24 protein-coding genes and 1 tRNA gene are annotated in these 26001 nt (G+C 66.7%); 13 read left to right on the top strand and 12 right to left on the bottom strand.

The features are described 5' to 3' along the window. Nucleotides 1-2 precede the first annotated feature (2 nt). The 3 genes from ACFJGT_RS20390 (at nucleotide 3) to ACFJGT_RS20400 (ending at nucleotide 2679) form a co-directional block, all read left to right on the top strand. Nucleotides 3-1187 (top strand): sensor histidine kinase, encoded by a 1185-nt coding sequence (locus ACFJGT_RS20390; RefSeq protein WP_377841695.1) that lies wholly within the window; start codon nucleotides 3-5, stop codon nucleotides 1185-1187. Between the two features lie 308 nt (nucleotides 1188-1495). Further along, nucleotides 1496-2212: a patatin-like phospholipase family protein gene (locus ACFJGT_RS20395; RefSeq protein ID WP_377841698.1), complete on the top strand. Its 717-nt coding sequence runs from the start codon at nucleotides 1496-1498 to the stop codon at nucleotides 2210-2212. 5 nt (nucleotides 2213-2217) lie between these two features. Then, nucleotides 2218-2679: a hypothetical protein gene (locus tag ACFJGT_RS20400; protein WP_377841700.1), complete on the top strand. Its 462-nt coding sequence runs from the start codon at nucleotides 2218-2220 to the stop codon at nucleotides 2677-2679. Between the two features lie 286 nt (nucleotides 2680-2965). Here the strand turns inward: ACFJGT_RS20400 and ACFJGT_RS20405 are convergent, their stop codons facing one another. From ACFJGT_RS20405 to ACFJGT_RS20435, 7 genes are all read right to left on the bottom strand, one after another. After that, complete coding sequence (locus ACFJGT_RS20405) at nucleotides 2966-3361, bottom strand: hypothetical protein (protein WP_377841702.1); 396 nt, start codon at nucleotides 3359-3361, stop codon at nucleotides 2966-2968. 184 nt (nucleotides 3362-3545) lie between these two features. Next, entirely contained in the window at nucleotides 3546-4205 is a 660-nt protein-coding gene (locus tag ACFJGT_RS20410; RefSeq protein WP_377841704.1) for an RraA family protein, read from the bottom strand. Between the two features lie 61 nt (nucleotides 4206-4266). After that, on the bottom strand, nucleotides 4267-5319 hold the full coding sequence (locus tag ACFJGT_RS20415) for an ABC transporter substrate-binding protein (protein WP_377841706.1): 1053 nt from the start codon (nucleotides 5317-5319) through the stop codon (nucleotides 4267-4269). 29 nt (nucleotides 5320-5348) lie between these two features. After that, nucleotides 5349-6107: a hypothetical protein gene (locus ACFJGT_RS20420; RefSeq protein WP_377841709.1), complete on the bottom strand. Its 759-nt coding sequence runs from the start codon at nucleotides 6105-6107 to the stop codon at nucleotides 5349-5351. 11 nt (nucleotides 6108-6118) lie between these two features. Continuing rightward, entirely contained in the window at nucleotides 6119-7831 is a 1713-nt protein-coding gene (locus ACFJGT_RS20425; RefSeq protein ID WP_377841712.1) for an ABC transporter permease, read from the bottom strand. After that, the gene (locus ACFJGT_RS20430) at nucleotides 7828-8964 is read right to left on the bottom strand and encodes an ABC transporter ATP-binding protein (RefSeq protein ID WP_377841715.1); all 1137 of its coding nucleotides are present in this window, start codon (nucleotides 8962-8964) and stop codon (nucleotides 7828-7830) included. Before ACFJGT_RS20430 ends, ACFJGT_RS20425 begins: the two co-directional genes overlap by 4 nt. Before the next feature lie 47 nt (nucleotides 8965-9011). Further along, nucleotides 9012-10052: an ABC transporter substrate-binding protein gene (locus tag ACFJGT_RS20435; protein WP_377841717.1), complete on the bottom strand. Its 1041-nt coding sequence runs from the start codon at nucleotides 10050-10052 to the stop codon at nucleotides 9012-9014. Between the two features lie 147 nt (nucleotides 10053-10199). Here ACFJGT_RS20435 and ACFJGT_RS20440 point away from each other — a divergent pair, with 147 nt between their 5' ends. Next, a complete protein-coding gene (locus ACFJGT_RS20440; RefSeq protein WP_377841719.1) occupies nucleotides 10200-11093 on the top strand; it encodes a LysR family transcriptional regulator in 894 nt (297 codons plus the stop codon). A 641-nt stretch (nucleotides 11094-11734) separates the two neighbouring features. On the opposite strand, the gene ACFJGT_RS20445 is transcribed toward ACFJGT_RS20440, so the two are convergent. After that, a tRNA-Glu gene (locus tag ACFJGT_RS20445) sits at nucleotides 11735-11811 on the bottom strand. 371 nt (nucleotides 11812-12182) lie between these two features. Between ACFJGT_RS20445 and ACFJGT_RS20450 the strand changes: the two genes are divergently transcribed. From ACFJGT_RS20450 to ACFJGT_RS20470, 5 genes are all read left to right on the top strand, one after another. After that, nucleotides 12183-13064, top strand: a complete 882-nt coding sequence (locus ACFJGT_RS20450; RefSeq protein ID WP_377841721.1) for a ComF family protein — start codon at nucleotides 12183-12185, stop codon at nucleotides 13062-13064. A 28-nt stretch (nucleotides 13065-13092) separates the two neighbouring features. Next, the gene (gene grxC, locus ACFJGT_RS20455) at nucleotides 13093-13350 is read left to right on the top strand and encodes a glutaredoxin 3 (RefSeq protein WP_377841724.1); all 258 of its coding nucleotides are present in this window, start codon (nucleotides 13093-13095) and stop codon (nucleotides 13348-13350) included. 55 nt (nucleotides 13351-13405) lie between these two features. Beyond that, nucleotides 13406-13879, top strand: coding sequence for a DUF1178 family protein (locus ACFJGT_RS20460; RefSeq protein ID WP_377849025.1), 474 nt, complete (start codon nucleotides 13406-13408; stop codon nucleotides 13877-13879). 313 nt (nucleotides 13880-14192) lie between these two features. Beyond that, nucleotides 14193-15110 carry a cell wall hydrolase gene (locus ACFJGT_RS20465; protein WP_377841727.1) on the top strand — a complete coding sequence of 306 codons (918 nt, stop codon included), beginning with the start codon at nucleotides 14193-14195 and terminating at the stop codon, nucleotides 15108-15110. Between the two features lie 248 nt (nucleotides 15111-15358). Beyond that, a complete protein-coding gene (locus ACFJGT_RS20470) occupies nucleotides 15359-17347 on the top strand; it encodes a methylmalonyl-CoA mutase family protein (protein WP_377841729.1) in 1989 nt (662 codons plus the stop codon). A 141-nt stretch (nucleotides 17348-17488) separates the two neighbouring features. Here the strand turns inward: ACFJGT_RS20470 and ACFJGT_RS20475 are convergent, their stop codons facing one another. After that, nucleotides 17489-17932 (bottom strand): J domain-containing protein, encoded by a 444-nt coding sequence (locus tag ACFJGT_RS20475; protein WP_377841732.1) that lies wholly within the window; start codon nucleotides 17930-17932, stop codon nucleotides 17489-17491. Between the two features lie 273 nt (nucleotides 17933-18205). Here ACFJGT_RS20475 and ACFJGT_RS20480 point away from each other — a divergent pair, with 273 nt between their 5' ends. Then, entirely contained in the window at nucleotides 18206-18478 is a 273-nt protein-coding gene (locus ACFJGT_RS20480; RefSeq protein ID WP_377841735.1) for a BolA family protein, read from the top strand. Nucleotides 18479-18480: 2 nt separating this feature from the next. Here ACFJGT_RS20480 and ACFJGT_RS20485 read toward each other — a convergent pair whose 3' ends face one another. From ACFJGT_RS20485 to ACFJGT_RS20495, 3 genes are all read right to left on the bottom strand, one after another. Continuing rightward, on the bottom strand, nucleotides 18481-19689 hold the full coding sequence (locus ACFJGT_RS20485) for an MFS transporter (RefSeq protein ID WP_377841738.1): 1209 nt from the start codon (nucleotides 19687-19689) through the stop codon (nucleotides 18481-18483). A 73-nt stretch (nucleotides 19690-19762) separates the two neighbouring features. Next, on the bottom strand, nucleotides 19763-20932 hold the full coding sequence (locus ACFJGT_RS20490) for an acetyl-CoA acetyltransferase (RefSeq protein ID WP_377841740.1): 1170 nt from the start codon (nucleotides 20930-20932) through the stop codon (nucleotides 19763-19765). 138 nt (nucleotides 20933-21070) lie between these two features. Then, nucleotides 21071-21976 (bottom strand): EamA family transporter, encoded by a 906-nt coding sequence (locus ACFJGT_RS20495; protein ID WP_377841745.1) that lies wholly within the window; start codon nucleotides 21974-21976, stop codon nucleotides 21071-21073. A 215-nt stretch (nucleotides 21977-22191) separates the two neighbouring features. Between ACFJGT_RS20495 and ACFJGT_RS20500 the strand changes: the two genes are divergently transcribed. From ACFJGT_RS20500 to ACFJGT_RS20510, 3 genes are all read left to right on the top strand, one after another. After that, nucleotides 22192-23778, top strand: coding sequence for a serine hydrolase (locus ACFJGT_RS20500; protein WP_377841748.1), 1587 nt, complete (start codon nucleotides 22192-22194; stop codon nucleotides 23776-23778). Between the two features lie 7 nt (nucleotides 23779-23785). Continuing rightward, entirely contained in the window at nucleotides 23786-24697 is a 912-nt protein-coding gene (locus tag ACFJGT_RS20505) for a DMT family transporter (protein WP_377841751.1), read from the top strand. A gap of 90 nt (nucleotides 24698-24787) precedes the next feature. Further along, nucleotides 24788-25894, top strand: coding sequence for a CobW family GTP-binding protein (locus ACFJGT_RS20510; protein ID WP_377841754.1), 1107 nt, complete (start codon nucleotides 24788-24790; stop codon nucleotides 25892-25894). The last annotated feature ends 107 nt before the right edge of the window (nucleotides 25895-26001 follow it).

The raw sequence follows: 26001 nt of genomic DNA on the forward strand, positions 1-26001 counted from the left end.
CCGTGCTGCGCGACGCCAATGGCGGCTTGGCGGTGCGCGAAACGCCGGAGCTGATCAAGCTGCGCATGACGGTGCCGGACCTTTGGTACGTCGTACGCGACCGGCTGGGGCATCAGCTGATCGAGGGATCTCCACCGCCGCATTTCGCTCGCATCGGCGCTGCGTTGGACGGGATCGGCAATGCGCGCATGGGCTGGAATTTGGGAGACCCGCCGCGTACGAATGCCCAGATGCGCTGGGTCGGGAGCGCGGCTGGTGAGATCCAGGTCGTGACCGGTCCCGGAGGCGAGGCGCCGCTCCGCTGGTTGGTCGAGGGTGTGCTCGTCGTCTTCGCAAGTTTCGTGTCGCCGACACTTCTTGTCATGGCTCTGGCGACCTTGATCGCGACGCCCGTAGTGGTGAGCCGGGCGTTAGGCGGGCTCGGTGCCGTCGCTGCGGAGGCGGAACGGATCGACATCGACAGCCAAGGTACCCGTCTCCCGACAGTGCTGATGCCGAGGGAGGTCACGCCGCTCGTCGATGCGGTCAATCGCGCTTTGCAACGACTGGACGAGGGGCATTCCCGGCGGAAGCGCTTCCTTGCCGATGCCGCTCATGAGTTGAGGACGCCGATCGCGATCCTGCAGACCCGGATCGAGACATTGCCGGGCTCGGCCGAGCGCGTCCGGCTGCTTGAGGATATCGCCCGGCTCGCCGTGATGGCTGAGCAACTGCTCGACCTGCCGCGGTTGGAACACGCCCCCAACGCCTTCGTCAGGCTCGATCTCGTTGCGATCGGCCGACGCGCCGCCATCGATCTCGCGCCGCTCGCCATCAACGCCGGCTACGAGCTCGCCTTCGAGACCAAAGCCGAACGGGTTGAAGTCATCGGAGATGCAGCAGGACTGGAACGGGCGCTCGTCAACCTCGTGCAGAACGCCATCCAGCATGGCGGCCGGCGCGGCACGATCACCATCGCGATCGGGAGCGAGCGTATCATCGATGTGATCGACGAAGGCCCCGGCATCGCAGCTCAACAGCGTGAGCGGGTGTTCGAGCCCTTTTCCCGCGTCGCCCATCAGGATCGGGGCGCTGGCCTGGGGCTTCATCTCGTGCAGGAAATCGTACAGCTGCATGGCGGCGCCATCGCCATTCTGGATCGGCCGCGCGGCGCCTGTTTCCGCCTGAGCCTGCCGAAGCCGGGCTGAACGCTTCGGGCCGCCGGCGGGCATAATGCTGAGATAATCGAGCAAAGCGAGATTTCCCGCGGCCCGGCGTTGCAGCAAGAGAAGACCACGGGCGTGGAGATGGCGCCCGCATGGTTCTCAAGCCGCCAAGCCAGCCGAGTGCCGGCTGCTGGAAGAAGGCTCGGAAGGTTTTCAAGGCAGTCGCACTGTCCATCGGCCTGACAGCTTGCGCCAACCCCTCCAATCCCCCCTCGAACCAGCCCTTGACGGATATCACAGCGTCGGCCCACCCGCGTTCATCAAGCGCGCGCCCGGGGACCACTGCGGTCATGCTGGCGCTGTCGGGCGGAGGAAGCCGCTCTGCCGCCTTTGGATACGGGGTGCTGTCGGCGCTTGCCGAACAGCAAGTCCCCGGCGAAACTGGCCGGACGCTCGCAGACGATATCGCCGTGGTCGCAGGCGTTTCGGGCGGCGGCCTGCTGGCGGCCTATCTCGCCTTGCATGGCCCGGCGGGCATACCCGCTTTCAAGCGCGATTATCTCGACCAGGATTCCGAAGCGGCGCTGCGGACCGCCTTCACGCCGGACAACCTGCTGCGCGGCTATCGTGGCGGCGTCAATGACCTCACCGGCTTGGCGGACTGGCTCGATACTCACCTCTACCATGGCGCAACGCTGGGCGACCTCGATGGTACGGGGGGACCGCGCCTCCTGTTGCACGCGACGGATCTCTACAATCGCGCACCCTTCTCCTTCGATCGCGAGGGCTTCCGCACGATCTGCAGCGACTACACCCGCTTTCCGCTCTCTCATGCCGTGGCGGCGTCGGCAGCCGTGCCGGTCTTGTTTGCGCCGGTCGTGCTGGAAAACTTCAACCCGGTCTGTCCGTTGGCTCCGGGCGCCCCTGCTGCGCCAGCGACGAGCTCCGCGGTCATGTCCCATCTTCAGGAAACGCAAGTTCGCTACGCGACGGCCCCGGACCTGCGCTATCTCAAGCTGCTCGACGGCGGCCTGGTCGACAATCTGGCCACCCGAAAACCCTCATGAGATAGATGCGCGGCCCGGCGCCGGCGCCGCTGCCGGTGGCGACCGCGCGGGAGGTCAGACGCATCATCGTGATCGTCGCCGACGCCTCGCAGCGTATCGGCGGCGACATGTCGACGACCCCGGATGGCCCGGGAGCCCTGGCCGCCATCACGGCTTCGATCGATGCGATGGTCGACAACTCAAGCAGGGACGGCCTCGACAGGCTGGAGGAGGAGACCAGGCGCTGGCGGGAACGCCTGATCCGCTGGCGTTGCGATGCCACGAAAAGACGCGATTGCGACAAGCTTGAGATCGCGTTCGTCAAGCTGTCCCTGGCCGACATCCGCACGCCCGGCGCGAGGGACCGCATTCTCCAGCTCCATAACAAGCTCTCGCTCAAGGCCGACGATGTCGACTTCCTCTCCGGCCTTGGGCGCCGCCTTCTCGTTGCCAATCTCAGGGAGCATCGGATCATAGCGGCGCGGTGATCCCGTGCGGACCATCCTATCCAGCCTCATGCCCTTGAATTCTCGATGGCTCTTGAACTCTCTCTTTCCTCAAGCTCCCAACCACCCGCACAGCAGCTTGTTTGTCGTGGAGGCATCGCTCAGCCGTCGCGCAGCTTATCGTCCGCGAAATGCCCCCGAGATAGGTCAATCGCTAGCCTGTCGTCCGCACGGACGCTCGGCACGATGCGAGCTTTGGGGAAGGGCCGTAACGGGCCGGAAACGCTCATCTAACCCGATCCGGTAACGTCGGCTTCTCGGCGAAGCCCTAATGTCCGGAAGTGGCGCGACCCACGTGCTGCTGGGAGCTGGTAGATCTGTTTGTCACCGGTCGAGTGGCAAAGCCTGGCGCCGATATGCGCAGGGTCTGCGAAGCCACATCGCGATCAACCGCGCCGATCCTGCGCCCAAATCGTGGAGCATAGACCGGCTGCTGCCCGGCGACGAACTGAACCTCAGCGACCGGAAGGTCGAGCTCGATGCTTGATATCTCGCTGGCCTCGACGAGGCGGAACGCGGCGAGATCACTTTGCGGCTCTCCTCGGCTGGCGAAATGCTCGACAAGCGCAGGTTGACCGTGCGCCTGCTCGCCCGCGACGAGTGGGGCGGGGTTACGGACATGGCCGGGGAAGCGATAGCCGGCTGAGCTTTTCGCGCGGCCCATTCGTAGCCCGGGAGGTGGCGAAGCATGGTGACGGTGAAGGCTCCCGCGCCCTTGGCTCTCTGCCTGCTTGCATGTCCTGACGCCTCGGATTTTCCGACGGCCGGGCTTTTCTGGCCGACCACGAAAGCCCGAGGCGTCGTTCGTCGCTCATGGTCTCGCCCCTCGGGGGTGAGGCGGCGGACGCTCAGTTCATGCAGCGCGCTTCCAGCGCGTCGACGAAGGAGCGGTCCCATTTCCCGTCGCGGATCGCCTGGATCGTGGCTTCTTCCTTAGCATGCTGGGCGAGCGCAGCCGTGATGGTCGCTTCGGCAAGCTCCGGCGGGAAGGCGAGTAACCCGTCCTGGTCGCCGACGATGATGTCGCCCGGCCGCACGACCATGCCGCCGATCGTGACCGGGACGTTGATCTCGCCCGGCCCGTCCTTGTAGGGGCCGCGATGATTGACGCCGCGCGCATAGACGGGGAAGCTGCGGGCTCCGATCTCGGCTATGTCGCGGATCGCGCCGTCCACGACCATGCCGGCGAGCCCCATGGTCTCGCCGCCGAAGGCCATGATCCCGCCGAAGACGGCGTTGGTCACGTCGCCGCCGGCATCGATCACCATGACGTCGCCCGGCCGGCAGAAATCATAGGCGCGCAGGGCCGCGAGATTGTCGCCGCCCCGCGTGCGGACGGTCACCGCCGTGCCGGCCATCGGCGCCGGCTTGTGATAGGGCCTCAGGCCCACGCTGCCCCGATTGCGGTGCAGGTTGTCGCTGAGAAGGGCGACGGCGATGCCGCGGATGCGCTCGATGATCTTCGGATCGACCTGCGGGGCGGAGGGGTTCTTGATCAGTTCTGGCATGATGCTGCTTCCTTTGAGATTGAGGGCGATGTGAGAGGGCGATGGCGCACGCCGGTCCGGCTCAGGGCTTGATGCCGTAGGCGGTGAGCACGTCCTTCTGCTGCTCGGGCGTGATCATGTCGTTGGAGCCGACATGCCGCGGCGACATGGTCGGACAGGGCAGTGCGGTCGGCGCCGGCACATTGGGCACGCCGCCCATCTTGCAGAGCAGCACCGCCGCGTCGTGCCCAAGCTTCCAGTTGACGTAGAGCCGCGCGGCATTGGGATGCGGCGCCGTCAGCGGCAGACCCATCGCCATTTCGAGGCCGTGGGTAGGGCCTTCCGGACTGTAGAGCGTGATCGGCGCACCCTGCGCGCGGATATCGGTCGAGTGGTTGATGACGCTCGGCACGACCATCTGGAAGGCGCCGGCCGCGACCTGCTGCGCGCCCGACGGGCCGCCGGTGACGACCTTGAACTGGTTCGCGGTGAAACCCTTGACCCAGTCCTCGCCATAGGTCTGGCGCATCAGCATCAGCCAGGAGACCATGTTGGTCGAGATCTTGGGGTCGACCATGGCGATCTTGCCCTTCCAGCGTGGATCGGCGAGGTCCTTCCAGCTTTTAAGATGGCTTCCGATATCCGCCGCGGAGACGGTCGTGCTGTTATAGGCCACGATATGCGGCAGCACCTCGCCGACGACATAGTTCGGGTTCTTCGCCGGCACGATCACCTTGGCGATGTTCGGCACCAGCTCCGGCGTCAGCTTCTGGAACAGCTCGGGGCGCAACTGATAGAGCTGCGACGAGCCGGAATAGAGGACATCGGCATGATAGGTCTTCTGCTCGCTTTCGCCGACGAAGCGCGTGAACAGCGTCGTCGAGGGAAAGCGCAGATATTCGATCTTGATGCCGGGATAACGCGCCTCGAAGCTCTTCACGATCTCCTGCGTCTCGGCATCGACCGAAGAGGTGTAGAGCGTGAGCTTACCTTCGGCCTTCGCCGCGGCTTCCAGCGCCGCCCCCTCCAGTGGGGCCTGCGCCTTCGCTGCCGAGAGCGCCCCCGCAAGGACCATCGTTCCCGCCGTCGCGGCTAGCACGAACCGCAGCTTTCCGACCCATCCCGTCCTGCGCATGATCGATCCCGTCATTGGTTTGTGTTTCGTCAGCGTGCCGAGAGCGCGACCGGGCCGAGCGCCCCGATCCGCGCGTGGCAATCCCGCACGCCCTGCATGCTGACGGGGCCGAGCCTGGCCCCGGTGATCACCACGTCCCCGGCCTCGATCGGCGCGCCGCGCGCGGCGGCGTGGTCCGCCAGCCAGCACAGCGCCTCCAGCGTCTGTTCGGTCGTGGGAGAGTTGACCTTGAGCGAAACCTCCTGCCCCGCCAGCGAGAGCGCGAATGAAAGCTCCGCGAATTCCAGCCTGGACCAGTCGGTCGTGGCAGCACCGAGAATGACGGCGACGCAGCCTTGCAGGTCGGCGAGGCGGTGCAGATCGGGCGCACTGTCCGGAGCCGCGAAGCGACTGGAGAGAAGCTCGATTGCGGGATGCACGCTGGCGATACAATCGGCGAGGTTCGCCGGGCTCAGGGCCCCGCCCTGCCCCAGCGGGTCAGCCTTGAAGCGCACGGCGACCTCGACCTCGGCGAGGCAACCGTCAAGGAAAGCCGCGTCGAACGACGCGGGCGCATCGACGATGAACCGCGCCGGAATGGGCGAGCAGCGCGCCTTGCCCTCGCGCAGGGGCGAGATTTTCCAGCCGCCGCGCGTGCCGACGGCCCGAATGATTGCGTCCTGCACGGCATAGGCCTGCGTCTCTGAAGCGGGGCCGGGACCGGGCAATGCGATCAGCCGCGCCCCACCTTCGATGGCCTGCGACAAGGCGGCAGCCGCTGCTTCGATCGCGTTGACAGTGTCGTGCATCGCCATCGCCCTCACCGCCAGGAGCGCGAGCGCACGAACAGCATCATCGCGCCGACGACGATGGCGTTGAGCAGGCACATGATGGTCGAGAAGGCGGCGAGCAGGCCGAAGCTGCCGGTTTCCCAGATCGTCAGGATGGCGAAGCCGATCACCGGGGTGCCGACACCCGCGAGCAGCGCCGAGGCCGAGAGATCGCCCATCATATGGACGAAAACCAGGGTCCAGCCCGCCGCGAAGCCCGACAGCGCGATGGGGAACACGATCCGGCGGATCGTCCGCCCCTCGCCGGCCCCGGCGATATACGAGGCCTCGCGCAGATCGATGCCGACCTGCGTCAAGGCCGAGGCTGCGGCGATCGATCCCGGCGGGATATACATGACGATGAAGGCGATCAGCAGGATCGTCAGCGTGCTCGACAGGAAGAAGGGCGCGCCGCTGAAGGTGATCAGGAAGGCCAGCGAGATCACAAGGTTGGGGATCGTCGCGGGCGACTTGATGACGAGATCGACGACCTTGCCGGTGACCCCGCCGCGGAAGGAGGAATAGATCGCGGTGAGGATGGCGATGAACATCGCGATGGTCGCGCCGGTGCCGGCGAGCAGCAGGCTGTTGCGGAACGAGGCGAAGGTCACCCGGTTGACGAAGAGCACCTGCTCGAAATGGAAGAGGGTGAATTTCGAGGGATCGATAACCGGTGACCAGAAGCGCTGGACTGCGACCAGCAGGAGCGCTGCCATCGGCAGGACCGAGGCGAATGCGATATAGAGCCACATCAAAGTCCGCGCCGGCAGGCGCCACCGGCCAAGCGGCAGCCGCGAGGCCCCGCCGGCCCGTCCGCCGACCGTGACGAAATTGCCGGAGGACGAGATCTTCTTCTGCAGGAACCAGAAGCCGAACACGACCAGCAGCATGATCAGGCCGAGCAACTGCGCATCCGCCAGCTTCGGCGGGTAGTCCTTGACCAGCAGATGCACGATCTGCGTCGGCAGCACGCTGATCTCGGCGGTGGTCGCGATGATCGCCGGGATCGAGTAGGTGCCGAGGCCGGAGATCACGACAAGCAGGCAGGAGCCGGCTAAAGCCGGCATGATCGCCGGTAGCGAGACCCGAAACAGCGTGCGCATGATGCCGGCGCCGCTGATGCGCGAGGCCTCCTCCAGCGCCGGGTCGAGGTTCTTGATGGCGGCGGAGACGACGAGATAGGCGTAGGGCACGCCATGGATCGTGTAGACCCAGATGAGCCCGAACCAGGTGTAGATATTGACCTGGAAGAGGTCCGGGCCGAGCAGCCAGTTGAGCAAACCGTTCATCAGGCCGACATTCGGCGCGGCGATGAAGACCCAGCCGATCGTCAGCGCGACACTGGGCAGAAGCAGCGGGATCACCGGCAGGATCGTACCGAAGACGCCGAGGCTTGCATCGGTGCGTTCGTTCAGCCAGGCGAAGATCGCTCCGACCGCCACCGCCAGCACCGTGCTGATGCCGACGGCGATCAGGGTGTTGCCGAGCACGGGCAGAAGCCAGGGCTGCTGCACCAGCGCGGAGACCGCCCCGACATTGGGCACGCCGCCGGGGAGGAGCGTGCTCAGGAACATCCGGCCGAGCGGAAAGACGATCAGCAGGGCAAGCGCCAGGAAGCACAACCCTGTCAGGAGATTGAGCGGCTGCAGGATCCGGGGGAGCCCCGCCCTGCCAGCGTCCATGCCGGTGCGGTCCTGGATCATGACGCCTGGACCCCGGTCGTCTCGGGATGCCGGATCAGCCGAAGAGCCGCCGGCTTGATCGACAGCCAGGCCGTGTCGCCCTCTGCGAAGCTGCGCAAGGCGTCGTCATACGACCAGACGCGGAAAACGTGGTCTTCGGCGCTGACGACATATTCGGTATAGGCACCTGAGAAGAGCTGCGCCTCGATCCGCACCGGAACCGTGTTCCGCGCCTCGCCGGACGGGGCCGCTGCATCGAGGCTGATCTTTTCCGGCCGCATCACGATCTGGACCGCCGAGCCTGGCGCGAAAGCCTGCCCCGTCGCCGCGACCTCGAAGGGGCCGAACCGGGTCTCGACCACGGCGCTACCCTCACCCACGGAGCGGACGTGGCCGTCGAGGAAATTGCTGACCCCGACGAAATTCGCCACATAGTGGTTGGTCGGCTCCTCATAGACGCGCCGCGGCGTGTCGAGGGCCGCGATCCGGCCGGACTGGAGCACGGCGACGCGGTGGCCGAGTTCCATCGCTTCGGCCTGGTCATGCGTCACATAGAGGCCGGAGAAGCCGATCTGCCGCTGCATCCGCTTCAGTTCGAAGCGCAGTTGGTTACGCACCTGCGCATCGACATTCGAGAGCGGCTCGTCGAACAGCACGACCGAGGAATTTGAAACGAGCGCGCGGGCCAGCGCCACGCGCTGCTGCTGGCCGCCGCTGATCCGGCCGGGAAACTGTTGCTCGAGCCCCCCGACACCGACAAGCTCCAGCGCTTGGCTGACACGCCGGGCGATCTCGGCCGCTGGAAGCTTCTGCCCCTCCAAGGGATAGCCGACATTCTGCGCCACCGTCATATGCGGCCATAGCGCATAGGACTGGAAAATCATGCTCAGGCGCCGCTGGTCCGGCGGCACGAAGATGCCCTTGGCAGAGGAGAACACGACCCGCCCATCGATGACGATCTCGCCCTCGTCAGGCGTCTCCAGCCCGGCGACACAGCGCAGCAGCGTGGTCTTGCCGCAGCCGCTGGGGCCGAGCAGGACGACGAGTTCGTTCTGCGCGACGGTGAGGCTGATATTGTCGACGGGCGTGATCGTGGCGCCGCCCGCCCGCCGATAGCGCTTGGTGACGTTGGTAATCTGGATGCGGTCGGTCATCGGCGCGGGAAACCTGTCCTGCTGAATGGGATCGGGTCAGGACGGGATCAGGGCTTCAGGCCGAACTGCGCCATGATCTCGCGCTGCTGCTCGGCCGTCAGCGTGTCGTTCGAGCCGACATGCTGGGGCGAAAGCGCAGGGCATTGCGTGCCGGCCGGCGGCTCAACGTTGGGAACGCTCAGATTCTTGCAGATCAGCGCCGCGCTGTTCTGGCCCAGCTTCCAGTTCGCATAGAGGCGGGCGGCATTCGGATGAGGCGCATTGACGGGGATCGCGAGGCCCTGCTCGAGGCCGTGCGACGGCCCCTCCGGCGTATAGACGACCAGCGGCGCGCCCTGCGCCCGGACATCGGCGCTGTGGCTCTGGACCGTCGGCACCACGATCTGGAACGCACCCGCCGCGACCTGCTGCGTGCCCGAGGTCCCGGTGCCGACGACCTTGAACTGGTTGGCGATCACGCCCTTGACCCAGGCCTCGCCATAGGTCTCGCGCATGTTGATCAGCCAGGACACGACATTGGTCGAGATCTTCGGATCGACCAGCGCGATCTTGCCCTTCCAGCGCGGGTCGGCGAGCCCTTCCCAGGTCTTGAGGTGCTTTTCGATATCGGCCTTGGAGACCAGGCCGGAATTGTAGCTGACCGCGTGCGGCACGATCTCGGCCACGGCATAATTGCCGTTCTTGGCCGGCACGCGCAGCGCCTTGACGTTCGGCACCAGCTCCGGCGTCAGCGGCCGGAACAGCTCGGGCTGCTGCTGGTAGAGCTGCGTCGAGCCGGAGAACAGCACGTCGGCAGTGTAGATCTTGGAATTCTGCTCGCCGACGAACCGCGTGAACAGCGTCGTTGACGGGAAGCGCAGCCATTCCATCTTGATGCCGGGATAGGCCTTCTCGAACTGGCCGGCGATCTCCTGCATCTCGGCGTCGACCGCCGAGGTGTAGATCGTGAGTTTGCCCTCTGCCTTGGCGGCGGCGATGACCTCTGCGGACACCTCCGCCTGGGCCGCCGCGGGCGATATGGCTCTGAACGGCAGGAGCGTGGCGATGGACGCGACCAGAACGGCGCGCAGGAAGGCTGCGGTCTTCATCTCAGGCGTTTCCTCCACATGTGCGCTTTGCCGCGCTTGGCTGATTTTGGAGGCAGCCTGAGATAGTCGCTATAGAAAAGCGAATTCAAATTTTTGCATCAGCCATTCAAATTTTCTATACCTCTGAACCAAACAGAGGGCTCCGATATGCTCGACAGCCGACGGCTGACCTATTTCATCAATGCCTGCGAGAAGGGCTCGCTGACCGGCGGCGCCAATGCGTCCTTCGTTACCCAGCCCGTCCTGACCTATCACATCGCCGAACTCGAAAAGACGGTGGGCGAACGCCTCCTGCATCGGCGGCCCGATGGCGTCGTGCCGACCGATGCCGGCATCGTGCTGCTCGCGCATGCCAAGCGCGTCATGGAAGCCATGCGCGCGACCGAACTGGCGATGCGCGAGCGCAAGAGCCAACCGACGGGAAGCGTCACCATCGGATTTCTGGCCTCGATCGCCCCCGCGGTGGCGCCACGGATCGCACGGGAATGCAAGGAGCGCTTCCCGGGCATTCAGCTTCAGCTCAGCGAGGGAACCAGCCTCTATCTGCGCAAGGGCGTCGACGACGGCAGCCTCGATCTCGCCGTGAACCTGCGCGAGCGCGGGGCCGCTTCCTCGCAATCAATCCTGTTCGAGGATCTCTATGTCTTCGCACGGCCAAACCTGATCGACTTGAGGAAGCCGACCATCGCGCTAGCCGATGTGCTACAGCACCGGCTCCTGCTGCCGCCGCGCGGGCATGTCGTACGCGAACTGGTCGAGGAGGCCGCCGAGAAGCACGGGCTGACCATCCGGATCGAGGCAGAGGTCGAAGGATTCCCAACGCTCAAGAGCCTGATCCGGGAGGCATTCGCTCCGGGCATTCTCGGTTACGGCTCAATCAAGTCGGATGTCGATGACGGCCGCTTCCAGGGCGCGAAGATCGTCAAGCCCACCATTCAGCGCGAGCTGGTGCTGGACGAGGGAGCGAACACGCGCTTTCCGAAGGTGGTCGCCGAGCTCAGGAGCATCGTGACGAGGGCGGTGCGCGAGTTGGCTCAGTAACGTTTGGAAACAGTTGGTCGGACGAATTCGGTCTACTTCGCATGGCGAACGCAGGAAGTTTAGATGCCAACAATCGGCGACCTGGATGGCATAGCACACCGCCCGAGTCCTCGCTTCTCCATACCCTGCACGTCGCGGCGGTTGCTCACGCGGGCCAGCGTTTCGGACCATTCATCGAGAAGCTCGGCATGGTCTTCGCAGTCGACTGGCAGGCTAACGGCAGCAGGACGCATCACGTCTCGGAAATAGCCAGCGACCAATCGTTCCAGCTCCGACCGGCTAAGCTTGGACAGATCACGGCGGCCCACCTTGTTCGCGAGGACCAGCTCAGTATCACCAGCGCGAACAGCGCCTCGTAGTGATCAAGATGCTTCGCCGCTAAGCGCTGCGCCTGCTTTCGATCCTTCGTGCGCAGGCTAACCCGGACGGCTCCGGTCTTCCGCTTGAACCTCGCTTTGTATCCGCCGACCACGTCAGCAGCCACGCGCATATCGAACTAGAACTGACCGTTGCGGACGATCACATAGGGCGTTTTGGGCACGGTTTCGCTGCTCATGTATGCCAAAATGTATGACAACCCGAGCCTAGCAAACCGCTGATTTTTCGAGAAGTCTAAGCCTTTCAAGGGCTTAGGCGGCGAATGGCGCTCCCTAGGGGGACTCGAACCCCTGTTTTCGCCGTGAGAGGGCGACGTCCTAGACCGCTAGACGAAGGGAGCAGCTGGCCGAGGGCGCCTATGTAGTCGGACAACCGCGCCTCCGCAACAGCTTTTTGCATTGCCGCGACATAAAGATGCCCAGCCGGCCTAAAGCCTGGCGGAAGGCCATGGAATCATTCGATAAATCCACGCAGATGCCTGTTGTCGAGAATGTCGGCGAGGATCCGGATGGCCCTGCAATTCGATCAAATACACGCGGATGCCGTCTGAAGCTGATGGAGCGGATGCCGCTCGAAGACGAGCGCCTCTCGGAAAGGCCCGGATCCATGGCAACAGGCCCCTGGTTGCCCTTCGCTGCAGGAAGCCCGATGCTGTGGCGACCCCGGCCAGCATCAACCTGGCCGCTTGCGGCGATCGGATAGCGGCTCACCATGGCGGAGTGGCGGATCGACATGCCGGAAGACGAGGCCGCGCTCGGCCCTGGGCGCGCCTTGCCCGTTGCCGGCGCAGCCGGGATCTCGCGATCGCCCGCTGCGTTCCTCCGGGCGATCGCTGCAGGCACGCGCCAGTCCCTCCGAACCGGCCTGCGCGGATTGATCGGCATCGTCTACCCGCCGACCTGCATCGCCTGCCAGGCCGCGACCGGTGAGGCCCAGGCCCTGTGCCCGGCTTGCTGGCGTGGCATCGGCTTCATCGAGCGGCCTTATTGCGAGCGCCTCGGCACGCCGTTTCCCGTCGATCTCGGCGCCGGCCTGCTCTCTCCCGCGGCGATCGCCGATCCGCCGGTCTTCGCCCGGGCGAGGGCCGTCTGCCGCTTCGACGGCACGGCGCGCGAGCTGGTCCATCGCCTGAAATATGGCGATCGCGTCGAGCTGTCGCTCACACTGGGCCGGATGATGGCGCAGGCCGGGCGCGACCTCGTCGCCGATGCCGACCTCGTCCTGCCCGTGCCTCTGCATCGCACGCGCCTATGGCGCCGGCGTTTCAACCAGGCCGCAGCCCTGGCTCGGGCCGTCTCCCGCGAAACCGGCCTGCCGCTTGCCACCACGGCGCTGACACGGATCAGACGAACCCGGCAACAGGTGGGGCTGACGCGCGCCCAGCGCGCCGAGAACCTGCAGGGCGCTTTCCACGTATCGGCTGCGATGCGCAGCCTCGTCGAAGGCCGGCGCATCCTGCTGGTCGACGACGTGCTGACCACGGGCGCAACGGTCAATGCTGCGGCGCGCGCCTTGCTGAGAGCCCATGCGAGCGCCGTCGACGTATTGACCTTCGCGCGGGTCGTGACGGATGGCCGCGAAATCACTACATGAGGGGCATCGCAACGAGAGATGCCTCCTCATGCCGCCGGTCACGATCTACACCACCTCCTGGTGCCCCTATTGCAAGGCCGCCAAGGCGCTGCTGACGCGCAAGGGCGTGGCCTTCACCGAGATCGACGTCGACGGCAAGCCGGAATTGCGCCAGGCGATGACGGCGCGTGCCGGCGGGCGCACCTCGGTGCCGCAGATCTTCATCGGCGAGCAGCATGTCGGCGGCTCCGACGATATCCATGCCCTCGATGCCCGCGGCGAGCTCGACAAGCTCCTGGCGGCCTGACGCGCCCCGGCGGATCGATTTGCTTCGGGGCCTCCGCGCCACCATCTATGATGCCATGATCCATTACGCCCTCATCTGCGACAACGCCCATGAATTCGAGAGCTGGTTCGCCTCCTCGGCCGGTTTCGAGGATCAGGCGAAGCGTGGCTTCGTGACCTGCCCCGTCTGCAACAGCGCGAAGGTCGAGCGCGCTGTCATGGCGCCGCGTGTCGCGCGCACGGATCTCGGCCCGAAGGCGCCCGAACCCGTGGCCGGCTCTGCCGCTTCCGCCCCGACGCCAGCGCCGGTCGCGCTGATGAGCGAGAAGGAGCAGGCCTTCCGCGAGATGGTGACGGCGCTTCACCGGCATGTCAGCGAGAACGCCGAGCATGTCGGCAAGCGCTTCGCCGACGAAGCGTTGAAGATTCATCATGGCGAGGCCGAAGGGCGCCCCATCTATGGCGAAGCGACGCCGGACGATGCCCGGATGCTGCATGAGGAAGGTGTCGAATTCCTGCCGCTGCCACGCCTGCCCGGCTCGGGGAACTGACGCTCCTCTCCGGCCGAAACCGATCACGAAACCGCGCTCGTGGCGAAATGAATCGTCCCCGGGCCGCGATTTTGGCGGAGGATACGAGGCGGCCCGGATGAAAATTTTCGACGCCCCGTCAGAATCTTTTCCGTTCTGGAACAAGGCACTATCGGGGTCAGCACGACAACCGAGAAGCCCCGAAAGCGCATCCGCCCTGCCCACCCCCTTCCGTCCCGGATTAACTTTCTGTTAAGGAATTCGCGGTTCCTTGCCGGGAATCCCGGTTTGCCGCCCTCGGCAATCTCAGGTCTGGAACTCAGGAGGTTGCCGCATGAAGCGGGCTGTGATCGCTTTGCATGGTCTTCGTTCCGGTGCGGTTCGCCGGCATGGCAGCAAGGCGATCCCGCTTCTGATGGTTCTGGCAGCCCCGGTGCTCGGCGCCTGCAGCATGTCCCCCGTCGAGACGGCCGCGACCTCCGCCGCGGCAGCCCCCGCCGTGAAGGAACCAGCCAAGGCCCGCAAGCATGCGGTCACCTTGGCGAAGGCTGATCCGCGCGAGAAGGAATGCCTCGTCCGCGCGATGTATTTCGAATCGAACCGCTCGAGCGAGTCCGGCCTGCTCGGCGTCGGCACGGTTGTGATGAACCGGGTCGAATCGGCGAAATATCCCGAGACGATCTGCGGCGTGGTCGGCGCGCCCCGCCAGTTCGCCGCCGGCGTGCTCACCCGCCCGATGACGGACAAGGTGCTGCCGCGGGTCGAGGCCATCGCGGAGGATATCCTCAACGGCCGCCGCAACGAGGCGGTCGGCGCCGCCAAGCATTTCCACATGGCCGGGATGCGCTTCGGCTACAACAACATGCATTACGTGACCGTGGCCGGCGGCAACGCCTTCTACGTCAAGGGCGAGCGCCCCGAGCGCCGCCGCATCGAGGAGCCGACGATCCAGCTCGCCTCGGCCTCCACCACGGCCATCCCGCTCACGACCGCGTCGTCGTCAGCCAGCACCGCGACCTCCTTCGCCTCGGCCCCGCTCGCCTTCGCACCCGAGGCGCCCGCGCCGAAGCTGCCCGCACTCGAGAGCCCGATGGTGACGCTGATCAAGAACGCGCCGCTGCCGCCGGGCCGCCCGCTCGATCTCGACCTGCCCAAGGCGCCCTTGCGCGCTTTCGTCGCCCCGCCCAGGGACGAGCGCCGCGTGGCGCTGCTGCAGGCCTCCGACATCCGCGGCAGCCTGTCGTCGCGGTAGTCCGCACAGCCTTCCCGACAATCTCCGCAGCCCTCATCCTGAGGAGCAGCCAAAGGCTGCGTCTCGAAGGATGCTTCGGGAGGCTCCGGAGATATCTGGACCATCCTTCGAGACGCCGCTTCGCGACTCCTCGGGATGAGGGCTGAAAAGCCGCGTCAGCCTAACGTCGCACGGGACAGCGCTGCGCCTCTGGCGTTATCTTCGCCGCAGTGCAACATTCAGATTGCTCTGCAATACGGGGAGACGCCATGACCGCGACGGACAAGGGCGGCCGGGAAACGGCCCAGCGCGACAAGCCGTGGATTTTCCGGACCTATGCCGGTCATTCCGACGCGGCCGAGTCGAACAAGCTCTATCGCGGCAATCTCGCCAAGGGCCAGACTGGCCTCTCCGTCGCCTTCGACCTGCCGACACAGACCGGCTACGACCCGGACCATGTCCTGGCGCGCGGCGAGGTCGGCAAGGTCGGCGTGCCGATCTCGCATCTCGGCGACATGCGGGCGCTGTTCGACCAGATCCCGCTGGCGCAGATGAACACCTCGATGACGATCAACGCGACGGCGGCCTGGCTGCTCTCGCTCTATATCGCCGTCGCCGACGAGCAGGGTGCCGATCGCAAGCTCCTCCAGGGCACGACCCAGAACGACCTCGTCAAGGAATACCTGTCGCGCGGGACCTATGTCTTCCCGCCGCGCCCCTCGATGCAGCTCACCACCGACATCGTCGTCTTCACGGCGAGCGAGCTGCCGAAATGGAACCCGACCAATGTCTGCTCCTACCATCTGCAGGAGGCAGGCGCCTCGCCGGTGCAGGAGCTCTCCTTCGCGCTGGCGACGGCCATCGCCCTGCTCGATTCCATCCGCGCCCGGCCGGAGGTCTCGGCCGAAGAGTTCCCCGGCACGGTCGGCCGCATCTCCTTCTTCGTGAATGCCGGGATGCGCTTCGTCACCGAGCTCTGCAAGATGCGGGCTTTCGTCGAGCTCTGGGACGAGATCACGCTCGGCCGCTATGGCATCGCCGATGAGGCGATGCGGCGCTTCCGCTATGGCGTGCAGGTCAATTCGCTGGGGCTGACCGAGCCGCAGCCCGAGAACAACGTCTACCGCATCCTGATCGAGATGCTGGCGGTGACGCTGTCCAAGAAAGCCCGTGCCCGGGCCGTGCAGCTCCCGGCCTGGAACGAGGCGCTCGGCCTACCCCGCCCCTTCGACCAGCAATGGTCGCTGCGCATGCAGCAGGTGCTCGCCTATGAGACCGACCTTCTCGAATTCGGCGACATCTTCGACGGCTCGACCGTGGTCGATGCCAAGGTGGCGGAGCTGAAGGCCGCCGCGCTGGAGGAACTGGCCAAGATCGACGACATGGGCGGCGCGCTCGCCGCCGTCGAGAGCGGTTACATGAAGATGGCGCTGGTCGAGAACGGCGCGCGCCGCATCGAGGCGATCGAGCGCGGCGAGCAGGTCGTCGTCGGCGTCAACAAATTCACCAGCAGCGAGCCCTCCCCGCTTTCGGCCGGCGACGGCAACGTCGTCACCGTGCCGGATTCGGTCGAGACCGAGGCGATCGCCCGGCTCAAGGCCTGGCGCTCCGCTCGCGACACGAAGGCAGCGGAAGCGGCCTTGGCCGACCTTGCGGCCAGCGCCCGCGAGAACCGCAATGTCATGCCGGCCTCGATCGCCTGCGCCAAGGCCGGCGTCACCACCGGCGAATGGGCCCAGACCCTGCGCGAGATCTTCGGCGAATACCGCGCGCCGACCGGCGTCGACACCCAGAAGCTGGGTGACGCGACCGGCCTCGCCACGGCGAAGGCCGCTGTCGAGAAGGCGACCGAGCGCCTTGGCCGCGCGCCGCGCTTCCTCGTCGGCAAGCCCGGCCTCGACGGCCATTCCAACGGCGCCGAGCAGATCGCCGTGCGCGCCCGCGATGCCGGAATGAGCGTCAGCTATGGCGGCATCCGCCAAACGCCGGAGGAGATCGTCAGCGAGGCCCGCGAGCAGCAGGCCGACATCATCGGGCTCTCGATCCTGTCCGGTTCGCATCTGCCGCTGGTGCGCGACGTCACGGCGCGGTTGCGTGTCGCCGGCATGAACGTTCCCGTCGTGGTCGGCGGCATCATCCCGCCCGACGACGAGAACGCGCTGCGCAACATGGGCGTGGCGCGGGTTTATACGCCGAAGGATTTCGCGCTGGACGGCATTATCGCCGATGTCGCGGGGCTGGCGGCGAAGGGGGGATAGGGTGTCTTCCCGCACGCGCCGCAGCACGCAGTGCTGCTGCGCAGATGCGGGACCGCGCGACGAGAAGGCGCCTTTTTCTGCGAACGGTCCCGTGTCTGCGCAGCGGCGTTGCACGCCGCAGCGCGCACGGGATGACGCCCCTCAGACCATCCCCACGCTCTTCAGCTGCTGGTACGCCTTCAGGATTTCCTGGAGCGTGCCCTCGCGCGATCGGTCGCCGCCATTGGCATCCGGGTGGAAGCGCTTCACCAATTCCTTGTAGCGCGCCTTGATCGCCGCTGAATCCGCCGTGTCGTCCAACCCCAGCGTATCCAGCGCCTTGCGCGCGACGATTCCGACCCGCGATTCCGGCTGGGCCGCCTGCTGCTTGTTGCGGGCGCCGAACAGGTTGAAGGCGTCGTGCATGTCGGCAGCCTCGGCGTCGCCATTCGCCTTGCGCCCACGCTGCGCCATCCGCGCCGCCTTGGAATTGACGCCGAGCTTCCAGGTCGGCCGGTGACCGATCTCCTCCTGCTTGGCGTAGGCAGCGAGCGCCTCGTCATCCATGCCGGCGAAATAATTGTAGGTCGCGTTATACGCCTTCACATGATCCATGCAGAACCGAAAGAACTGGCCCTCGCGGCCACGACCCTTCGGCGCTCGGAATTCGCCGGCGCGCGCGCAGCCCGGATGGTCGCAACGCGGCGCGTCGCTCTCCAGCGGCGCTTCCGCCTCGGAAGTCCCGATCCTGATGCTGTCGAAAAAGGCGTGAGTTGATGTTCATCGTCGACGGGTTATGAGACGCAGGAGTAGGGCCGGCAAGTGCGATGCAGCACATCGCCGAACCGACGAAACAATCATGGCAACGGTGGCGCGATCATGACCGCAATCACTGAAAGAATCACGCAAAAGCTGACCGAGGCCTTTGCGCCACAGGAGCTCAAGGTGATCGACGAATCGCACCAGCATCAGGGCCATGGTGGCTGGCGCGAAGGCGGCGAGACTCACTTCCGGGTCAATATCGTGTCGGAAGCCTTTACCGGCAAGTCCCGGCTGGAGCGCCACCGCCTCGTCAACGCGGCGCTCGCGCAAGAGCTGGCCGACCGGGTGCACGCCCTGGCGATCGCCGCGAGGGCGCCGGGCGAAGGCTGAGCCTAGCTTGCCGCAGGGGCGACGGCCTTCGGCTCCGCCGGTGCGGCGATGTAGATGGCCAGCGCCGCAGCGAGCATGACGCCCATGAAGACGAAGAGCCAGCCGAAGGTCGTCGGCGCGCCGTAGCCATGCGCGCCGAGGATGTTCACCAGGCGCCCCGACAGCCACTGCATCACGCCCGCCCCACCCATGAAGACGAAATTCATGAAGGTGACGCCGCGGCCGATCTCCTGAGGCGTCATGAAGGCGCGGGCATGCGCCATCACCACGGCATAGGTGACGCCGAACAGGCCGATCGCCAGCAGCAGCCCAACCGCGAGGCGGGACGATGCCTCGCCCCACAGGGCCAACGCGAAACAGGCCAGGGCGACGATCACCGCACAGGCGATGACCGTGGGCTTGGCGCCGATCCGTCGATAGAGCGGCAGCACCAGCAATGCCCCCACGGCGATGATGCCCCCCATGGCCATCGCCGCATAGCTCGTGGCGGCGAGATCGAACCCGTGCACCGTCTGGAGATAAGGCGCGATCCACAGCCCACGGATCGAGATCGTGACGCCGTAGCTGACGAAGGTGATGGGGAAGATCAGCCAGAGCGACCGCTTCACCACGATCTGCTTGATCCCGCCCAGCAGCGAGACATGCTGTTGCGGCGTGTCGGACAGCGGCGGCGGGTCCTTCAGCAGCAGCATCACCAGCAGGGCTATGAAAGCCACGATGCCGGACAGGCCGAACACCGTCGCGCGCCAGCCATAGGCCGACAGGAAATAGGCGAGCGGCGCGCCGCTCAAGGGATCGCCGATCGAGCCGAAGCCGATCAGGAAGGACGACATCGTCGCGAAATGCCGCGGCGAATAGAGCCGCGCGGCCAGATAGAAGCCGGACATCAGGATGGGCGCGCAGCCGATGCCGATCAGCGCGAGCGCCGTCAGGGCCGTGAGATAGTTGCGCGACAGGCCGAAGACCACCGTCCCGGCGAAGGCGACCAGAAGGAAGCCCGCCAGCGTCCGCCGCGGGCCGATCCGGTCGAGCGCATAGCCGACCGGGAATTGCGAGAGCGCGAACGCGATGAGCCAGGCCGCCTGCAGGCTGCCGAGCTGTCCCTGGTCGAGCCCGAGATCCCGGATGAGATCGCCCGAGATCACGGCTAGGAACGCACGGAAGAACTGGCTCAGGATATAGGCCAGCAGCAGGACGACGAAGCTCGTCACGACAGCCCGCTTTCACCGGGCAGACTGTGTGACAAGTCCATCCTCCGCACGCGCCTTGCCCGGGAAGCCCGCCTCACTTGATCCTTTCGAGCACGGAAACGTAGTTGGCGACCGCCGCTCCACCCATGTTGAAGATGCCACCGAGACGCGGGCTGTCGAGCTGCATCCCCTCCGGCGCCTCCCCCGTGAGCTGCATCGCCGAGAGCACATGCATCGAGACGCCGGTGGCGCCGATCGGGTGGCCCTTGGCCTTCAGGCCGCCGGAAACGTTGACCGGCAGCTTGCCGTCCTTCTGGGTCCAGCCTTCCTTGATGGCGCGGGCGCCGTCACCCTCCTTGGTCAGGCCCATCGCCTCGTACTCGATCAGTTCGGCGACGGTGAAGCAGTCATGCGTCTCGACGAAGGAGAGATCGTCGAGCGTGACGTTCGCCTTGGCCAAAGCCTGCTTCCAGGCCAGCGCGCCGCCTTCGAACTTCAGGATGTCGCGCTTCGACATCGGCAGGAAATCCTGGACATGGGCCATGCCGCGGAAGCCGACGGCGCGGCGCATCCGGAGCGCCGTCTCCTCGTCGGCCAGCACCAGCGCCGCGGCGCCGTCCGAGACCAGCGAGCAGTCGGTACGCTTCAGCGGCCCGGCGACATAGGGGTTCTTCTCGCTCTCCTCGCGGCAGAACGCGTAGCCGAGATCCTTGCGCATCTGCGCATAGGGGTTCGCCACGCCGTTCTTGTGGTTTTTCGCCGCGATCATCGCGAGCGCATCGAACTGGTCGCCATGGCGCTGGAAATAGGCCGCCGCGATCTTGCCGAAGACGCCGGCGAAGCCGCCCTGCACCTCGCTATCCTCCGGCAGGTAGGAGGCCTTGAGCAGGTTCTTGCCGATCTCGGGACCGGGCGTCTTGGTCATCTGCTCGACGCCGACGACAAGCACGACCTTGGCGTCGCCCGCCTTGATTGCCCGCACGCCCTGATGCACCGCGGCAGAGCCGGTGGCGCAGGCGTTCTCGACGCGGGTGGTCGGCTTGAAGCGCAGCGCCGGATCGGCCTGCAGCACCAGAGAGGCGGTGAAATCCTGGGCCGAGAAGCCGGCGTTGTAATGGCCGAGCACGATCTCGTCGACATCGTCGGCGGTGATGCCGGCATCGACGAGGGCCTCGACCGCCACCCGCACGATCAGGCTTTCGACGGTCTCGGCATCCTGCTTGCCGAACGGTGTATGGGCCCAGCCGACAATCGCAGCGCTCATGGCGAAATCTCCCTTAATGTGCAGCTACACGTTATCTTGGCAGCCCTGTGCCGCCGGGCAAGCCGGTATCCGCGCATGGTGGCCGTGCACGGATCGGCTGGCAGGGCTTCTGCCTCCAGCACTAGCCGCCCCGCCCGCTCATCGCAACGCCAGCGAGAGCAGCAGCCCGACCCCGCCGACGATCATCGCCATGCCCAGCATCTCGCGCCGGCTCGTGCCCTCGGCGAACAATTTGCGCGAGGCGATCTGGGCCAGCGGCACCTCGATCAGCGCGAGCGTCCGGACATTGGCGGCCGTCGTCAGCGAGAAGCCGATGAACCAGAACTGCGAGGCAGCGGCGCCGAGGAAGCCGGCCGAGAGCGAGCGGCGCCAGCTCTTCAGGCTGAGGATCAGCGCCTGCCGATCGGCGATGAGCATATAAACGACCAGCAGCAGCGTCTGGAGCCCGAGGCCGAGCACGAGGATCGTGGAGGCGCGGATCAGGAACTCGCCCTCCGGCAGCGCCTGGATGCCGCCGCGGAAGCCGATCGCCGACAGTGCGAAGAAGGCGCCGGAAACGATGCCGAGCACGGCCGGCCGCAAGCCCGCGCGGGTCACTTTCTCGCCGGGCTTCCACGACACCACGATCACGCCGGCTGTGGCGATGGCGATCGCCAGGAATTTCATCGGCGTCAGCGCATCGCCGAGCAGCAACGCGCCGAACAGCGCGACCTGCACCGGCTCGGTCTTGGTATAGGCCGTGGTCACCGCGAAGGAGCGCTCGCGCATCGCCGCCAGCATCAGGGCGGTGGCGGCGATCTGCGTCAGCGCGCCCCACAGCGTGTAGCCGAGCGAGGCCATGCCGATCGCCGGCGGCAGGCGCTGCAGGCCGAGGCAGGCCAGCGCAAGGAACAACATGGCGAAAGGCAGGCCGAACAGGAAGCGCACCTGCGTCGCGCCGACCACGCCGATGGTCTCGGTGAGCGAGCGCTGCGCCAGGTTGCGCGCGGTCTGCAGCAGCGAGGCGGCGATGGTCGCCGGTATCCAGAGAAGGCCGAAAGCCACGCGACAAAGCCTCGGAAAAGCGGAGGAACGCTCCGCTTGTGGACCGGCTGCCGCAGCTAGGCAAATCGCTCCGCAAGGGGTAGGTATGCATTCACGGGCGGGCGATTGTGGCGGCCGTCTCGAAATTGCCGCATGCGTCGCGTTGAACCCTGCGCCGTCGCTACCCGCAAGACGCTACCCGCCCGCTTCGAGCAAGACAGGTTCAGACCCGCCCGATGATCGCTTCCCGCCTCGCAGCCGCCCTCGTTCTCGGTGCCGTCCTGACAGGGCCGGCCCATGCCGGAACGAGCCTCGTCGTCGATGCCTCCAGCGGCGCCGTGCTGTCGAGCGAGAACGCGAACCAAGCCTGGCGCCCGGCCTCCACGACCAAGATGATGACGATCTATCTCGCGCTGAAGGCGGTGCGGGAAGGGCGTCTTGGCCTGGAGACGGCGATCCCGGTCTCGAAGCTTGCCGCCAGCCAGCCGCGCGTGAAGGTCTATGCCCGGCCGGGCCAGGAGATCACGCTCGATAACGCCTTGCGCATCATGATGGTGAAATCGGCCAACGACATCGCCTATGTCGTGGCCGAAGGCGTCGGCGGCGATGTCCCGAGCTTCGTCGCGATGATGAACGCCGAGGCGCAGCGTCTCGGCATGCGCGACACCCGCTTCGTCAACCCCAATGGCTGGGACCATCCCGACCAGCAGACCAGCGCCCGCGACCTCGCCGTGCTCGCCATGGCGCTGATGCATGATTTCTCGCAGTATTCCGATTACTGGGGCACCTCGGCCGTGCAGCTCGGCAAGCAGATCATGCCCAACACCAACGGGCTGGTCGGGCGCTATTCCGGCATCGGCGGGATGAAGACCGGCTTCACCTGCGCCTCCGGCTTCAACGTCGTCGCCACTGCCAGCCGCGGCGGGCGCACGCTCATCGCCGTCGTGCTCGGTTCGCTCTCCGGCACCGACCGGACGGTGCGGGCCGCCCAGCTGCTCGATGAAGGCTTCGCCGCCTGGGGCGGCACCGGCTACAGCGTCGCCTCGATGCCGCCGAGCGGCACCCGCGCGCCCAATATCTGCGACGATGTCCGCCATCGCGGCGGCGGCGTCGCGCTCGCCGATGATGCCGACATCTCCGGCCCGATCGCCGCCGGCATGTCCCACGGCGACGCCAATTCACCCGATGGCGGGCGCTTCGCCATCTTCAACGCCCAGTCGGCCCCGCAGGCGTCCGGTTCGGTCGCGACCCGCTCGCCGCGCGGACGCGTCGTGCTCGGCCCCCGTGCCGAGACCGTTCCGATCCAGGTCTCCTTCGGCCGCAGTCCCGGCTCGGCCTCCGCCCCGCTCGCGGCCAACGCGACAACCCAGCCGAGCTCGCGTGTCGCCCGTGGCACCCCGACGATCGAGCCGGAAGCGCCGGTCGCCGCCGGCCTCGCCCTGCCGCCGACCCGCCGCACCGCCTCGAGCAATGGCGCGATCCCGCGCGGCGCCAACGCCTTCGCGCCGGCAAGCGCGCCGGTCCAGCCCTCGACCGAGGCCTTCGAGGGCGGCCCGCTGCGGCTCCAGGGCTCCGTGCAGTCCGGTGCGGCCAATGCCGCGAGCCTGCGCCCCGGCGCGGCTGCGGGCATCAAGCCTGCCCCGCGCAATACCCGGCCCGACAAGGCGCAGGCTGCCAAGACCCAGCCGGCGAAGGCTCAGCCGTTGAAGACCCCGCCGGCCCGCGCCCTGCCGGCCAAGCCGAAGCCCTCCCAGGCTGCCGTGAAGCCACCGGCCGGAAAGCCCGCCGCCGGAGCCAAGGCCAAGCCCGCCAACGACGCCTGAGGCCTGATTGGACCTGAGGAGCCCTGACCGGGATCGAACCAGCAAACGCCGGGGCCTTCTCCTGGCGCTTGGCTCGGCCGCCGCGTTCGGCACCAATATCGTCAGTGCCCAGATCGCCGGACAGGCTAGCCTCAGCGGGCCGCTTCTCGTCTTCTACCGCGTCCTGCTGATGCTCGCCCTCGTCGGCGGCGTCGCGCTCGTCTGGCGCGCCTCTCTCGCCCTGAAGCGCGGCGAGCGGCAGCCGGTCCTGCTCTTCGGCCTGGCGACAGCGCTGGTCGGCATCGGCTATCTCTCCTCGGTCGCCTTCGTCCCCGTCTCGGTCGCAGCCGTGGTGTTCTACACCTTCCCGATCCTGATCGTGCTGGCCGAGCCTGTGGTGACGCCCGCCCCCTTCCGCGCCGACAGGCTGGCGGTGGCGCTCGCCGCCTTTCTCGGCATCGCACTGGTCGTCGGACCCGACCTTCACGGGCTCGATCCGCGCGGCCTCGCGCTCGCCATGCTGGCAAGCGTCAGCGCTGCCGCGCAGTTCTTCGCAGCCGCCCGCTGCGCTAAGACGCCGACAATGCCCAAGCTGTTCTGGTCGCATGTCGTCATCCTGCCGGTGACGGCGCTGGTGCTGCTCGTCACGGGCGGCTTCCTGCCGCCGCAGACCTTCATGCTGGCCCCCGTCGCGGTCGCCATCACCTATGGCGGCTATGTCGTCGGCTTCCTCTTCCAGATCCTGGCGCTGGCCCGCATCGCGCCCGGCCCCGCCGGCCTCGCCTTCTGCGCCGAACCGGTCTTCGCCGTCATCATCGCGGCCTTCGTCCTCACCGAGCGGCTGGGCCCCCTGCAATATGCCGGCTGCGCCCTTGTCATCGCCGCCATCGCCACTAATGTAATATTAGAACAAACGAGGCGAGGCGTCGTGCCTGCCTAGATCGTCGCGGGCCCTTCCCGGCGCGAAAGGATGATCTCTCCTATTGATGGGACATCGGATAAATCCAATGTCCTAGAGGCCTTGCGATCCATGACCGGCGCCCCTGCCCGCCCTCTCCCCATCCCGCTGACCCTGCTCACCGGCTTCCTCGGCGCCGGCAAGACCACGTTGCTGAACCGCCTGCTGAAGGACCCGGCGCTCGCCGGCACGCTCGTGCTCGTCAACGAGTTCGGCGAGATCGGCCTCGACCATCTGATGATCGAGGGCGTCGCGGAGAACATGATCCTGCTCGAATCCGGCTGCCTCTGCTGCACCATCCGCGACGACCTCATCGTCACGCTGGAGGACCTGCTGCGCGGCCGCGACAATGGCCGCATCGCGCCGTTCTCGCGCCTCGTCATCGAGACGACCGGCCTCGCCGACCCCGCGCCGATCCTCAACGTCCTGATCAACCACCCCTATCTCGCGATGCGCTTCCAGCTCGACGGCGTCGTCACGCTGGTCGATGCAGTCAACGGCATGGCGACGCTCGATGCCCATGAGGAAGCGCGCCGACAGGTCGTCGCCGCCGACCGGCTCGTCTTGACCAAGACCGAGCTCGCCGCGCCGGACAGCGTGTCTGCCCTGCGCGCACGCCTCGACAATCTCAATCCCGGCATCGCCATCCTGCCGCCGGACGTGCCGGCCGACGGCCTGGTCGGCGCCGGGCTCTACGATCTCGCGAGACAGCCCCACGCCCTGCGCCACTGGCTGGCCGAAGACGCACTGCCCGGCCACCATCACCACGATCACGACCATCACGACCATCACCATCATCACGGGCACGACCATGCCCATGGCCAGGACCCGCATGACGTCAATCGTCATGACGCTTCGATCCGCGCCTTCGTCCTGACCGCGGAGCAGCCGGTCGCACGCACCACCTTCGACCTGTTCTGGACCCTGCTGCGCTCGATCCACGGACCGCGCCTGCTGCGCCTGAAGGGGCTGGTCGACCTAGCCGGCGAGCCCGGCCGGCCGCTGCTCGTCCACGCGGTCCAGCAGATCCTGCACCCGCCGATCCAGCTCGATGCCTGGCCGGATGCCGACCACCGCTCCCGTCTCGTCCTGATCGTGCGGGATATCGAGGAGGACACGGTGCGCAAGCTGTGGTCCGCCTTCCTCGGGCAGGCCGCCGCTCAGCCACAGAACGCCTGATTCCGCGGCCCGTTTCTTGAACCCAGCCCTGCGAGCCGCAAGACGCGCCAGCGCGCCTTGCCATTCCGGCACAGCCATGCGCCGGAACGATCCAGGAAGGGTACGGG

The organism is Allobosea sp. UC22_33, assembly GCF_042700715.1.
GTDB lineage: Bacteria > Pseudomonadota > Alphaproteobacteria > Rhizobiales > Beijerinckiaceae > Allobosea.

Excerpts from the sequence above, each read along its gene's own strand:
- ACFJGT_RS20395 (WP_377841698.1), top strand. The coding sequence starts at position 1,496 with ATGCTGGCGCTGTCGGGCGGAGGAAGCCGCTCTGCCGCCTTTGGATAC.
- ACFJGT_RS20400 (WP_377841700.1), top strand. The coding sequence starts at position 2,218 with ATGCGCGGCCCGGCGCCGGCGCCGCTGCCGGTGGCGACCGCGCGGGAG.
- ACFJGT_RS20405 (WP_377841702.1), bottom strand. The coding sequence starts at position 3,361 with ATGGGCCGCGCGAAAAGCTCAGCCGGCTATCGCTTCCCCGGCCATGTC.
- ACFJGT_RS20410 (WP_377841704.1), bottom strand. The coding sequence starts at position 4,205 with ATGCCAGAACTGATCAAGAACCCCTCCGCCCCGCAGGTCGATCCGAAG.
- ACFJGT_RS20415 (WP_377841706.1), bottom strand. The coding sequence starts at position 5,319 with ATGCGCAGGACGGGATGGGTCGGAAAGCTGCGGTTCGTGCTAGCCGCG.
- ACFJGT_RS20420 (WP_377841709.1), bottom strand. The coding sequence starts at position 6,107 with ATGCACGACACTGTCAACGCGATCGAAGCAGCGGCTGCCGCCTTGTCG.
- ACFJGT_RS20425 (WP_377841712.1), bottom strand. The coding sequence starts at position 7,831 with ATGATCCAGGACCGCACCGGCATGGACGCTGGCAGGGCGGGGCTCCCC.
- ACFJGT_RS20430 (WP_377841715.1), bottom strand. The coding sequence starts at position 8,964 with ATGACCGACCGCATCCAGATTACCAACGTCACCAAGCGCTATCGGCGG.
- ACFJGT_RS20435 (WP_377841717.1), bottom strand. The coding sequence starts at position 10,052 with ATGAAGACCGCAGCCTTCCTGCGCGCCGTTCTGGTCGCGTCCATCGCC.
- ACFJGT_RS20440 (WP_377841719.1), top strand. The coding sequence starts at position 10,200 with ATGCTCGACAGCCGACGGCTGACCTATTTCATCAATGCCTGCGAGAAG.
- ACFJGT_RS20450 (WP_377841721.1), top strand. The coding sequence starts at position 12,183 with ATGGCGGAGTGGCGGATCGACATGCCGGAAGACGAGGCCGCGCTCGGC.
- grxC (WP_377841724.1), top strand. The coding sequence starts at position 13,093 with ATGCCGCCGGTCACGATCTACACCACCTCCTGGTGCCCCTATTGCAAG.
- ACFJGT_RS20460 (WP_377849025.1), top strand. The coding sequence starts at position 13,406 with ATGATCCATTACGCCCTCATCTGCGACAACGCCCATGAATTCGAGAGC.
- ACFJGT_RS20465 (WP_377841727.1), top strand. The coding sequence starts at position 14,193 with ATGAAGCGGGCTGTGATCGCTTTGCATGGTCTTCGTTCCGGTGCGGTT.
- ACFJGT_RS20470 (WP_377841729.1), top strand. The coding sequence starts at position 15,359 with ATGACCGCGACGGACAAGGGCGGCCGGGAAACGGCCCAGCGCGACAAG.
- ACFJGT_RS20480 (WP_377841735.1), top strand. The coding sequence starts at position 18,206 with ATGACCGCAATCACTGAAAGAATCACGCAAAAGCTGACCGAGGCCTTT.
- ACFJGT_RS20490 (WP_377841740.1), bottom strand. The coding sequence starts at position 20,932 with ATGAGCGCTGCGATTGTCGGCTGGGCCCATACACCGTTCGGCAAGCAG.
- ACFJGT_RS20500 (WP_377841748.1), top strand. The coding sequence starts at position 22,192 with ATGATCGCTTCCCGCCTCGCAGCCGCCCTCGTTCTCGGTGCCGTCCTG.
- ACFJGT_RS20510 (WP_377841754.1), top strand. The coding sequence starts at position 24,788 with ATGACCGGCGCCCCTGCCCGCCCTCTCCCCATCCCGCTGACCCTGCTC.